This is a genomic window from Streptomyces sp. Pv4-95 (genome assembly GCF_045782725.1).
GTDB lineage: Bacteria > Actinomycetota > Actinomycetes > Streptomycetales > Streptomycetaceae > Streptomyces.
On sequence record NZ_CP127172.1, the window covers coordinates 7,015,829 to 7,027,572 of the forward strand.

11 protein-coding genes are annotated in these 11,744 nt (G+C 72.1%); 7 read left to right on the top strand and 4 right to left on the bottom strand.

The features are described from left to right. Positions 1 to 3 precede the first annotated feature (3 nt). Together QOM21_RS30815 and QOM21_RS30820 are read left to right on the top strand one after the other, a co-directional pair. Positions 4 to 1,284: a cytochrome P450 gene (locus QOM21_RS30815; RefSeq protein ID WP_407554278.1), complete on the top strand. Its 1,281-nt coding sequence runs from the start codon at positions 4 to 6 to the stop codon at positions 1,282 to 1,284. Positions 1,285 to 1,579: 295 nt separating this feature from the next. Continuing rightward, positions 1,580 to 2,017: a hypothetical protein gene (locus QOM21_RS30820; protein WP_407554279.1), complete on the top strand. Its 438-nt coding sequence runs from the start codon at positions 1,580 to 1,582 to the stop codon at positions 2,015 to 2,017. Positions 2,018 to 2,208: 191 nt separating this feature from the next. Here the strand turns inward: QOM21_RS30820 and mihF are convergent, their stop codons facing one another. After that, positions 2,209 to 2,553: an integration host factor, actinobacterial type gene (gene mihF / locus QOM21_RS30825; protein ID WP_407554280.1), complete on the bottom strand. Its 345-nt coding sequence runs from the start codon at positions 2,551 to 2,553 to the stop codon at positions 2,209 to 2,211. A 522-nt stretch (positions 2,554 to 3,075) separates the two neighbouring features. On the opposite strand from mihF, the gene QOM21_RS30830 reads away from it, so the two are divergent. Together QOM21_RS30830 and QOM21_RS30835 are read left to right on the top strand one after the other, a co-directional pair. Further along, entirely contained in the window at positions 3,076 to 3,255 is a 180-nt protein-coding gene (locus QOM21_RS30830) for a hypothetical protein (protein ID WP_407554281.1), read from the top strand. A 571-nt stretch (positions 3,256 to 3,826) separates the two neighbouring features. Further along, positions 3,827 to 4,573 (top strand): hypothetical protein, encoded by a 747-nt coding sequence (locus tag QOM21_RS30835; RefSeq protein WP_407554282.1) that lies wholly within the window; start codon positions 3,827 to 3,829, stop codon positions 4,571 to 4,573. 60 nt (positions 4,574 to 4,633) lie between these two features. On the opposite strand, the gene QOM21_RS30840 is transcribed toward QOM21_RS30835, so the two are convergent. Then, entirely contained in the window at positions 4,634 to 5,242 is a 609-nt protein-coding gene (locus QOM21_RS30840) for a TetR/AcrR family transcriptional regulator (protein WP_407554283.1), read from the bottom strand. Between the two features lie 249 nt (positions 5,243 to 5,491). Here QOM21_RS30840 and QOM21_RS30845 point away from each other — a divergent pair, with 249 nt between their 5' ends. Then, positions 5,492 to 6,919, top strand: a complete 1,428-nt coding sequence (locus QOM21_RS30845; protein WP_407555926.1) for a purine-cytosine permease family protein — start codon at positions 5,492 to 5,494, stop codon at positions 6,917 to 6,919. Between the two features lie 98 nt (positions 6,920 to 7,017). After that, positions 7,018 to 8,679 carry an amidohydrolase gene (locus QOM21_RS30850; RefSeq protein ID WP_407554284.1) on the top strand — a complete coding sequence of 554 codons (1,662 nt, stop codon included), beginning with the start codon at positions 7,018 to 7,020 and terminating at the stop codon, positions 8,677 to 8,679. A 76-nt stretch (positions 8,680 to 8,755) separates the two neighbouring features. Here the strand turns inward: QOM21_RS30850 and QOM21_RS30855 are convergent, their stop codons facing one another. Further along, on the bottom strand, positions 8,756 to 10,288 hold the full coding sequence (locus QOM21_RS30855) for a DEAD/DEAH box helicase (RefSeq protein ID WP_407554285.1): 1,533 nt from the start codon (positions 10,286 to 10,288) through the stop codon (positions 8,756 to 8,758). A gap of 355 nt (positions 10,289 to 10,643) precedes the next feature. Continuing rightward, entirely contained in the window at positions 10,644 to 10,847 is a 204-nt protein-coding gene (locus tag QOM21_RS30860) for a cold-shock protein (protein ID WP_165237516.1), read from the bottom strand. 728 nt (positions 10,848 to 11,575) lie between these two features. Between QOM21_RS30860 and QOM21_RS30865 the strand changes: the two genes are divergently transcribed. Beyond that, complete coding sequence (locus QOM21_RS30865; RefSeq protein WP_407554286.1) at positions 11,576 to 11,719, top strand: hypothetical protein; 144 nt, start codon at positions 11,576 to 11,578, stop codon at positions 11,717 to 11,719. The last annotated feature ends 25 nt before the right edge of the window (positions 11,720 to 11,744 follow it).

Below are 11,744 nucleotides of genomic sequence, written 5' to 3' on the forward strand. Positions count from 1 at the left end.
GCCGTGACCACTCTTCCGCAGCCGCCAGACATCCTCTCCGCGGAGTTCGCGGCGGACCCCTACCCGGCGTACCGCGTACTGCGGGAGTACTACCCGCTCTTACACGACAAGGGAACCGACAGCTATCTCCTCTCCCGCTACGAGGACGTCCAACGAGCCTTCCGTGAAGCGGTGTTCACCACCGACAACTACGCCTGGCAGCTCGAACCGGCACACGGCGGCCGGACCCTCCCGCAGATGAGCGGGCGCGAACACTCCGCTCGCCGCGCCCTGGTGGCGCCGGCGTTCCGGGGCCGGGAGCTGCAGGAGCGTTTCCTGCCGGTGATCGAGCGCAACGCGCGCGAACTGATCGATGCCTTCCGGGACGCCGAGGAGGCCGATCTCGTCGCGCAGTTCGCCACCCGCTTCCCGGTCAACGTCATCGTCGACATGCTCGGCCTGGACCGGGCCGACCACGACCGCTTCCACGGCTGGTACGTCGCGGTCGTCGGGTTCCTGGCGAACCTCGCGCAGGACCCCGCCGTCGCGGCCGCCGGCCGGCGCGCCGGAGAGGAGCTGGCCGCGTATCTGCGCCCGGTCCTGCGCGAGCGGCGCGCCGCACCCGGGGACGACCTGCTGTCCGTGCTGTGCGCCGCCGAGATCGACGGCACCCGCATGAGCGACCAGGACATCACCTCGTTCGTCAGCCTGCTGCTCGCCGCGGGCGGCGAGACCACGGACAAGGCCATCGCCGGCACCTTCCGCAACCTGCTGAGCCACCCCGATCAGTTCGCCGCGGTACGGGCCGACCGCACTCTGGTGCCGGTGGCCTTCGCCGAGACGCTGCGGTACACCCCGCCGGTGCAGATGATCATGCGGCAGCCCGCCGAGGACGTCACCGTCAGCGGCGGGACCGTCCCGGCGGGCTCCACCGTCACCTGCCTCATCGGCGCCGCCAACCGCGACGAGCGGCGCTACGCCAGGCCCGACGAGTTCGACATCTTCCGCACCGACCTCACCGCGGCCAACGCCTTCAGCGCTGCGGCCGACCACCTTGCCTTCGCCCTGGGCCGGCACTTCTGCGTCGGCGCGCTCCTCGCCAGGGCCGAGGTGGAGGTCGGCATCAACCAGTTGCTCGACGCCTTCCCCACCATGGACTTCGCGAGCGGCACCGCGCCCGCGGAGGCCGGGGTCTTCACCCGCGGCCCCGAGAACTTGGCACTGCGGCTCACACCCGCCGCCGCGCCGGGCTCCGACCGGGGGCTGACCGCCCGCCGCCCCGGAGGGCCCCGCACGTCGCCGTAGGGCGACCTGCGGGCCCCTGCCCCCGGGGGTGCCACGGAGCCGCGCCGCCACGGAAAGGAACGCGGTACGGCGGATCCGGGATGCCGCGCTGACCAGCGGAAACGTCGGCGCGCGCCCATCGGGCGCGCGCCGGTCGCCGCACCGGCGCGCCGCGACCGCTCCAGGTGCCGAACGGACCGTTCCCAGGGCCGAACGACCCAAGGACGGCGGCGCGCGCCGGTGTCACAGTGAGTCCAAGGTTGCTGACGAAAGCGCGCAGGTCAGTGACGCGGCATCCGCATCGAAGGAGCTAGACATGGTCACTCATGTCGGAACCGGGCACGGGCACACAGGTGCCGCCCGCCGTTCCTCGAGTACCACGATTTCCGGCTGGACCGCCTTCGCCGGCACCCTGATGATCTTCGGTGGGGCCATGGCGATCCTGGAGGGCGTCTCCGCCATAGCCAAGGACAATGTCTTCGTCGCGACGAACGACTACACCTTCGCGTTCAACGTGACGGGCTGGGGCTGGGTGCACCTCATTCTCGGCATCGTGATCGCAATGGCCGGCGTCGCACTCTTCACCGGGGCCTTCTGGGCCCGGGTCGTCGGTGTCGCCCTCGCGGGGCTGGGAATGATCGCGAACTTCCTCTGGGCCCCGTACTACCCGTTCTGGGCCGTGGCGCTCATCGCCGTGAACGCCTTCATCATCTGGGCGCTGTGCACCGGAAGCAGAGAGACGCGGGCCCGATAGGCCACGACCTGCGCAGCCTCCGGGTGCGACCGGAGATATCGGGGAGGGAGACCGGACGGTCTCCCTCCCCGATACGGGTGCGACGGGCCGCCGCACGGTGAGCTGTGGCGGCGCGACCGGGGCCCTGCCGCCACGGCTCGGAGCGTCATCACGCGCCCACGGCTCGGTGGGTTGTCCCACCCGCCGCGTCCTCAGGGCGCGGATTCGGCGCGGTCGGGGCCGTTGGGCGGGAAGAGCTCCAGCAGTCGGGCGCGCTGGCGGGGCCCCAGCCCCTTCACGCGCCGGCTCCCGGCGATGCCGAGTTCGTCGAGGTAGCGCGTGGCCAGGGCCTTGCCGACACCGGGCCGGCATTCCAGCAGCCGCCGCACCGGCGTCCTGCCGACCATGTCGTCCTTGCGCTCCAGTACGTCCCGCAGCGTGATGCGGCCGGCTGCCAGGTTGGCCAGCATCTCGCTGCGCTCGCGACGGACCTCGGCAGCCCTCCGCAAGGCCCTGGCGCGCTGTGCGGGAGTCAACGGGGGAGGGGGAGCGGCCATGTGGGGGTTCCTTCGTCGTGTCGGTCCGGCTCTTGCCCCGCGCCGGGCGGGATCTCGCCGCGTGGTTCCGCACCTCGGGTCCGTCTCGGAGCGGCGCTGCCCGAGCTGCCGCGCCCGGCCGGCCGGCGGACGCACCGAGCGACGGTGCGCCCCGCTCCCGGCCAACGGGGGGTGAGCGGGGCGCACCGGGCCGTTCCAGCGGGGGAGTTGGGACGACCGGGCACGAGAATGGCACAGCGGGGCGTACCTGAAGATCGAACGGAGCGGCTTCGGTCATCCGCAGGCAGCACACGGGCGGCCCGGAGTTCGCCGCCCTCGTGCACGCCACCGCAACCCGGCAGGTCGGGGGCCCGTCGGAACGCTACGACCGGCTGGAGGGGGCCGGTTCGACACCCGGTTCGGTCGGCAAGCGGTCATCGCTGAGCACCATTCGGGCATGCCCCGGGGCGGATCGGGCGCCCCGCGAGGAGGAGTGTTGGGTAGGGGGAAGACGTACCGAGTGCGAGAGGGCGGGACCACGACGTGAGCGGCAGCGGCGACAACGGCAGCGGCGACAGCGACAGCGGGGAGTCTTCCGGCGGCCCTCTGCGGCACGGCGGGCCCTCCGGCACGGACCAACTGTCCCTGCTGTGCAGGGCCATGCGCTGGGAGACCCTGGTGATCCTCCTCGTGCTCGTGGTCCTGGCGGCGGTCGCGTCCTAGGTCCTGGACCGTGCCGCCGGGCCCGGCCCGCGCGCTGCGCCCCGTCGCCCGGCTCCTCGCGCCCCGTTCCTCGCTACTCGCTACTCGCTACTCGCGCACCGCCGACGCGCGGATGCCCGGTGACGCGCTGGTTGAACCCCGTCAGCTCCTCGCCCGCTTCCCGGATGCCTGGCTTGATCGCGGTGTTTCGCGCGTCGCACGGGTTTTGGGCCGTGTGACCGGGAGAAGCGCAGTGGACGGGGGTTGAGCAGCAGGGAAGGCAACGGACGGAGGCGACGTGGCTGACGAGGTGCGAGGGCTGACCGGTGGGGCCGACGGGCATGGTGGCCGTGCGGCGGTGCCTGCGGGGGCGCGACGGCGGAGCGTGCTCGCGGTCACGGCGGCGGCGGGCCTCGGCCTGTTCGCCGGATGCGCCAAGCCGTCCGAGCGTGCCGACCCGGCCCCCGGCGCGTCGCCGCCCCGAGGGCGGAGCCACACCCCGTCGGCGAGCGGCAGTCCGTCGCCGCGCCCGACGAAGCGGCGTCCCGAACTTCCGCGTGGTGGACGGGAGTTGTTTCCTCGGTACCGTCTCGTGGGGTTCTGTGGCCTGCCCGGTGCCGCGGCCCTCGGCCGGCTCGGCACCGGTGACCCCGACAAGCGGGCCGCCGAGATCGAGAAGGTGGCGGGCTCCTACGCCGAGGAGCGCGAGCCGCTGCCCGTCTTCGAACTCCTCGCGGTGGTGGCGAATTCCGCGGCGGGCCCGGACGGCACCTACCGCTCGCGCACGCCCGACGCGACCGTTCGCCGCTTCCACAAGCTGGCCCGCGAGCACCGCGGTCTGCTGCTGCTGAACATCCAGCCGGGCCGTGCGGCGATGCTCGACGAGGTCAAGGCGTTGCGTGAGTGGCTGGTCCACCCGGACGTCGGCGTCGCGCTCGACCCGGAGTGGGAGATGGGCCCCGGCGAGGTGCCCGGCGACACCTACGGCCACACCAGTGGCCATGAGCTGACCGAGATCGCCCACTACCTGTCCGACCTGGTCCACGAGCACGATCTGCCGCAGAAGCCCCTCGTCTTCCACCAGGTCGCCAAGTCCGTGGTGCGTGAGGAATCCGCCCTGCGGCCGCAGCCCGGCGTCGCGCTGATAAAGAGCGCGGACGGCATCGGCTCCCCGGGGCTGAAGCGCGGCACCTGGCGGCAGCTCGTCAGCGATATGCCCGACGGCCTGCACACCGGCTTCAAGCTCTTCTACGACGAGGACGCCGAGAGTAGCCGCCTGATGACGCCCAAGGAGGTCCTGGCGCTCAAGCCGCAGCCGGAGTACGTGATGTACGAGTGACCGGGCGAGCGGCTGGACGCGGGGCGGACGTGTGACCGCCTGACCGGGCGCGGGCCGGCCTCAGCCGTCGGTCCGCGCGATCAGCCGTTCCGCCGCCGAGCGTGCCACGGTCAGCGCCTGCCGGCGGTCGGTGCCCCGCTGGCCCAGCACCACCCGGGTGCTCAACCCGTCCAGCAGCGCGAGGAGTTCGCCCGCGCGTGCCGGCACGTCCATCGGCGCGAACCTGCCCCGGTCCACGCCCTTCGCGAGCAGGGTCTCCAGGTCGTCCTGCCAGCCCTGGTCCATCTCCTCCTGGGCCTGGTGCAGCGACTCGTTCGACGGTGTACGGGCCCACAGCTCGATCCAGAGCATCCAGCGCGCGTCGCGGGGCCCGCGCGGCAGGTAGAGCTGCAGGAACAGATCGAGTTTGCGCTCCGCGGCGAGCCGGCGGGCCAGCAGGTCCCGCCGCTCGCCGGTGAGCGCTGCCTCGCTCCAGCGCAGGGCCTCCAGCAGGAGGAGGTCCTTGCTGCCGAAGTAGTACAGGATGTGGCCGCCGCTGGTACCCAGCCGCTCGGCGAGCGCGGACATGGTGAGGGCGGCCAGGCCCTTCTCCGCGATGGCCGCCATGGCGCCTTCCAGGATCCGCTCCTGGGTGAGGTGCCCGTCTCGTCGTCGTACCGCCCCTGCCACCCGTGCCGCCTCCGCTCTCACCGTGCGTCGTCCCGACCCTATCCGCGGATTCGCGCAGAGGTCTTGACGGGTGGGGGAGCCGTCACACATCTTGAATGTCGTTCTAAAAGTTAGAACAGCATTCAAGATCTCTGGGTGGGACGGAAGGGCGGGACGCGGATGGCACAGCAGCAGCCGGAATCCGGCAGATTCGGCAGCACCGGCACCAGCACCGGCACCGGCACAGGCACCGGCACGGAATCGGAGCACATGGCCACGGCGGCCTCCACCGCCGTGGACGGACCCACGGCCCCCGCCGGCGACGAGGTCTTCAGGGTCGAACGGCACGGCATCGACCCGATCCCCGACGACGAGCGGCACGGCAGCGCCAAAGACCTCTTCTGGCTCTGGTTCGGCTCCAACCTCACCTTCACCTACGTGATCAACGGTGCCCTCGCCGTCGCCTTCGGCCTGTCCTTCTGGCAGGCGACCGCGGTCGTCGTCATCGGCGGTCTGGCGTTCTTCGCCATCAGCGCCGCGGGCCTGAGCGGCATCCGCACGGGAACCGCGACCCTGGTGATCTCCCGCGCCGCCTTCGGCGTGCGCGGCAACTGGCCGGCCGGCCTGCTCAACTGGGTGGTCAGCATCGGCTACACCATCGTCAACACGGTGGTCGGCACCCTCGCCCTCGAAGCGTTCTTCGCCGACCTGGGGCTGCGCGGCGGCGACCTCACCCGCGCACTGGCCCTGCTGATCACCCTGGCCCTCACCTTCGCGGTGGCGATGTGGGGCCATGCGACCGTCCAGTTCGCCGAGCGCTGGATGGCGTACGTCCTCGCCGCCGGCTTCGCCGCGCTCCTGGCCTTCGTCGTCCCCGGTGCCGAGACCGCCGCGCCCGGGTCAGGACCCGGGGCGGCCGGCTGGAGCCTGGCGTTCGTCGTGATGCTGGCGGGCCCGTTCTCGTACCTGCCGATGCCCGCCGACTACACCCGCTACCTGCCGCGGACGACCTCGCTGCGCGCCATCACCTGGAGCGGCGCGCTGGGCGGCTTCCTCTCCTCCGTGGCGCTCGGCGTCATCGGGGTGGCCGCCGCGACCCGTACCGATATGACCGACGCGGTCGCCGGCACCGAGCAGCTGCTGCCGGGCTGGTTCCAGCCGGTCTTCCTCGCCCTGGTCCTGGGCGGTTCGGTCACCAACTCGATCATCACGCTCTACTCCTCCAGTCTGAACCTCCAGGTCCTCGGCATCCCCTGGACCCGCGCCAAGGCCATCGTGATCAGCGCGGTCGTCACCGCCCTCGGCTCGCTCGGCGCCCTCTTCCTCGCCGACTTCACCGCGTCGCTGCTGTCCTTCCTCTCCCTGCTGATCATCGTCTTCGCCCCCTGGGGCGGCGTCTTCCTGGCCGACATGTTGCTGCGCCGCTGCCGTTACGACACCAGTGCCCTGCATCTCGGGCGCGAAGGGAGCTACTGGTACCGCGCGGGATTCCGCCCCGCGGGGGTGATCGCGTTGCTCTCCGGCATGGTGTTCGCCGCCCTGACCTGCGACTCCGAGCTGTGGACCGGCCCCCTGGTCGCCCCGCTGGGCGGCGCCGACCTCACGCTGCTCGGCGCGGTCGTCGCCGGGCTCGTCCACATGCTCCTCGCCCGCCGGGAATCCACGCCCGTCGCCGCACCACCGACAGAAGCGGCGTGACCCGCCGCCCGCAGCCCTCCCCGAACCACCGCGTGCCACGCCCCACCGTTTCCCCCGCCCCACTGCTTCCCCCGTACCAGCGCAGGAGTTCACGCCGCATGCCCCGCACCGCACCACCCGCCGGCCCCGCAGACCTGGTCCTCACCGGCGCCCGGATCCACACCGTCGACCCCGACCTCCCCGAGGCGCAGGCCCTCGCCGTACGCGAAGGACGCCTCGTGTGGCTGGGCTCCGACGCCGACGCGGCACGCTGGACCGGGCCGGACACGGAGGTGATCGACGCGGGCGGCCGGCTGGTGCTCCCCGGTTTCGTCGACGCCCACAACCACGTCCGGCTCGGCTCCGACGACGCCTGCGTCCAACTCGCGGGCGCCCGCAGCCTCGACGTGATCCACCAGCGCCTTCGCAGCTGGCACGACGCCCACCCCGACGCCGAGTGGATCGAGGGGGAGGCGTTCGACTACTCGGCGATCCCCGGCGGCCGCATGCCCACCGCCGCGGACCTCGACCCGGCCACCGGCGACACCCCCGCCTTCGTCCTGAGCTACGACGTGCACACCGCCTGGCTCAACACCGCGGCCCTGCGCCGCCTGGGTATCGACCGGGACCACACGAGCCTGCCGTTCGGCGAGGCCGAGACCGACCCGGCGACCGGCGAACCCACCGGATTCATCAAGGACTTCGCGGTCAAGGGCCTCTCCCGGGACGGCCACCGCACCCTGCGGGCGCTCGGCGTACCGTGGGCCTCCACCGACCGCCAGTACGGACGCCTCGCCAAGAGCCTCGACGACGCCATCCGCTTCGGCATCACCACCGTCGTCGAACCGCAGAACTCCCTCGACGACCTCGCACTCTTCGACCGCGCCCGCGCCGAGGGCCGGCTCAGGTCCCGGATCGTCGCGGCGCTCTTCCACCCGCGCGGCACCACCGAGGCAGATCTCGACGACTTCGCGGCGGCCGCCCGGCGCTACGACGACGACCGGCTGCGGGTCGGGCCGCTGAAGCTCTACATCGACGACGTCGTGGAACCGCGCACCGCCGCCCTGCTGGAGCCCTACGCGGGCTGCCGCCACCACCGCGGGGAGACGTTCTACCCCGCGGCCGACTTCGGTGAGCTGCTCACCGCACTCGACGCCCGCGGCTTCCAGTGCTTCGTGCACGCCACCGGCGACCGCGGTATCCGTACCGTCCTCGACGCCGTCGAGCAGGCCCGCACGCGCAACGGCCCGCGCGACGCCCGCCACCAGGTGGTGCACGTGGAATGCCTCGACCCGCGCGACACCCCACGCTTCGCCGAGCTGGGCGTGGTGGCCTGCATGCAGCCCCGGCACTGCGCACCGGAGATCGCCGGACCCGGGAAGGACTGGGCGGAGAACGTCGGCCCCGACCGCTGGCACAAGGCCTGGCCGATGCGCAGTCTGCACGACGCCGGAGCGGTGCTCGCCTTCTCCAGTGACTGGAACGTGGCCGAGATGGACCCCATGGTGGGCATCTACACGGCGGTGACCAGGCGCTCTCTCGACGGGGGCGCGGCCTGGCAGCCGGAGGAGACGGTCGACGTCGAGACCGCCGTGCACGCCTACACGATGGGCTCCGCCTACGCCAACTTCCTGGAGGAGGAGCGCGGTTCACTGACGGTCGGCAAGGCCGCCGACTTCGTGGTGCTCTCCCGCGACATCCTGCGGATCGCCCCCGAGGAGATCCCCGGTACTGTCGCCGAACGGGTCGTCGTGGGCGGCGAGACCGTACACAAGGCGTGACCAGACCCCGCACATGAAGCAGCCCCCGAGGCCGGCGCGTGACGCACGGCTCTCGGGGGCTGCTTCATGCCGGGACTCAGGAAGTGGCGGCGTTCCTGCGCGGCGCCGAACGGTCCCCGCCGCCCGCGCGGCGGGCCTGTGCGGGACGGCTGCGCCGGCCCCGCGAGGAGGAGGCGCTGCGCTTGGGGCGCTCGGTGACCGGTGCGGCGATGACGACGGGGATGCCGGAGGGGGCCTGGGCGCCGGTGATGCGGTTGAGCTCGGCGTCACCGGAGCGGACCTGGGTGGTCTGCGGGGTGATGCCGGCGGTCGTCATCAGGCGGGTCATCTCGCGGCGCTGGTTGGGCAGGACGAGGGTGACGACGCTGCCGGACTCGCCGGCGCGGGCGGTGCGGCCGCCGCGGTGCAGGTAGTCCTTGTGGTCGGTGGGCGGGTCGACGTTGACGACGAGGTCGAGGTTGTCGACGTGAATGCCACGGGCCGCGACGTTGGTGGCCACCAGCACGTTCACATGGCCGGTCTTGAACTGCGTCAGGGTGCGGTTGCGCTGCGGCTGGGACTTGCCGCCGTGCAGCGCGGAGGCACGGACACCGCTGGCGAGCAGGTCCTTGGTGAGGCGGTCCACGGCGTGCTTGGTGTCCAGGAACATGATCACTCGGCCGTCACGGGCCGCGATCTCGACCGTGGTGGCGTGCTTGTCCGCGCCGTGGACGTGCAGGATGTGGTGCTCCATCGTGGTGACCGCGCCCGCGGAGGGGTCGACGGAGTGCACGACGGGGTCGTTGAGGAAGCGCCGGACGAGCTTGTCGACGTTGCGGTCCAGGGTGGCGGAGAACAGCATCCGCTGGCCGTCCTCGCGGACCTGGTTGAGCAGTTCGGTGACCTGGGGCATGAAGCCCATGTCGGCCATCTGGTCGGCCTCGTCCAGGACGGTGATCTTCACGTCGTCCAGGTGGCAGTCCCGGCGCTCGATGAGGTCCTTGAGGCGGCCGGGCGTGGCCACGACGACCTCGACGCCGCCGCGCAGCGCGCCGGCCTGGCGGCCGATGGACATGCCGCCCACGACCGTGGCCATCCGCAGGTGCAGGGCCTGGGCGTAGGGGGTGAGGGCGTCGGTGACCTGCTGGGCCAGCTCGCGGGTGGGCACCAGGACCAGCGCGAGCGGCCGGCGGGGCTCGGCGCGCTGCCCGGCGGTGCGGGCCAGCAGGGCGAGTCCGAAGGCGAGGGTCTTGCCCGATCCGGTGCGGCCGCGGCCCAGCACGTCGCGGCCGGCGAGGGAGTTGGGCAGCGTCGCCGCCTGGATCGGGAACGGCTCGGTCACACCGAGCCGCGCCAGGGTCGACAGCAGGGGCGCCGGCATGTCCAGCTCGGCGAACGTCTCGACGGCGGGCAGCGGCGGGGTGACGGTGACGGGCAGCGCGAACTCGCCCTGGGGCGCGGCCGCCTTGGGACGGCGCGGGCCCTGCGAGCGGAAGCGGCCGCCGGAGCCGGAGCCGCTGCCGCCGGAGCGGCCGGCGTAGCCGCCACCGGAACGGGAGCCGCCGGAGCCGCCCGAGCGGGAGCCGCCGGAGCGGGCGTAGCGGTCATTGGAGCGGGTGTTGGGGTTCATGCGGAACCTTCCTCGATGCGGCGCGTATCGAGGGAGACCCGGCGGACAGGAGTCGCACGGAGAATCGCAAGAACGAGCCGGAAAAGTGGAGACCGGAGAGGGACGGTGAAGTCCTCGCTTCCGGAACCTCGAAAAGCGGTCGGCGCCCGCCGGGAATGCGGCGGTCGAAGAGCCGGACCGGGGACCGGGCAGTCGCGGTGCCGCGCTGCCGGTCGGTGAGCGGAACGTCGTTGTCCGCTGCCGGGTGATGCGAGGCCGTCGTACGGGGCCCCCGAGGGGAGCCCCGCCGGGCCATCGGTCCGACGGGAGGGTCCCGCACCGGTGAGGTGCGGGACCCGGTGGTACTGCGTCCGGGTCAGGCCGGGACGATGTTCTCCGCCTGGGGGCCCTTCTGGCCCTGCGTGACGTCGAAGCTGACCTTCTGGCCTTCCTGAAGCTCGCGGAAGCCCTGGGCCTGGATGTTCGAGTAGTGGGCGAAGACGTCGGCGCCGCCACCGTCCTGCTCGATGAAGCCGAAGCCCTTTTCCGCGTTGAACCACTTCACGGTGCCAGTCGCCATGTGAAATCTCTTTCGATAGGGAGTGCCAGGACCCGCCCTGTGCGGGTCCTCAGTCGCTGATGAGCCCATCCGGAGATGACCGGCAACAAAAAATGCGCCCGCGGGTCACTGCCCGTCAGGCGCACACAAAGTCATGGGTACCAAAACTGCAACTGATATGAACGTAGCACGGATCTTGTCGACGTGCGGGCGGATACGGGGAAGCCGCTGGTGGCGGGCGTCACGGACCGGCTTGACCGGGCCCGCGCCCTGCCAGGTAGCGGGAGCGTACACGTACATGGAGGTATCCGCCGGTATGTACCGGTAGGGCCTTGTATGCGGGGTGGCGCGGAGAAGACTCGCGGGGAGGGGAGGGGCGCCGCGCGGACGCCGGTCCGTGGCAGCCGTCGGGGGCGAGGAGGCCCCGCATGGTCATCCACCGGCTGGGACGGGACGTCAACGTCCTCAACGACCACCTGCCCATACCCGGACACTGGTCGGTTTCCGGCCACCGCTGTTCGACAACCCCGCGACCGTGGGGTTCTTCGACACCGCTTCGCACACCTGCTTCAGCTCCGACTGCTTCGGGCGCCCATGCCCAGCTCGGACCTCGCCACCTGCGACGACGTGGCGAGCGTCCGGCGGACGATCTCCGGGAAGCTCAGCTCCTGTGGGCGACGGTCGACCGTCCCTGGGGGCGCCTGACCGGTCCGGCGGCGTTCCTCGCCTCGGCCGGACCGTTGCGCGCGATGAATCCCGTGCGCATCCTCAGCGCCGACATGCTCGCCGCCGCGCCGGGGGCGGACCCGTTCGTCGGCCCGGACCAGCGCGGCCTGGAGCGGATGCCGGCCGGCTTCGAACCGCGGCACCGACGACCGTCCGGCCCACCGTGACGTAGCCATGGAAGCCCCCGCGTAA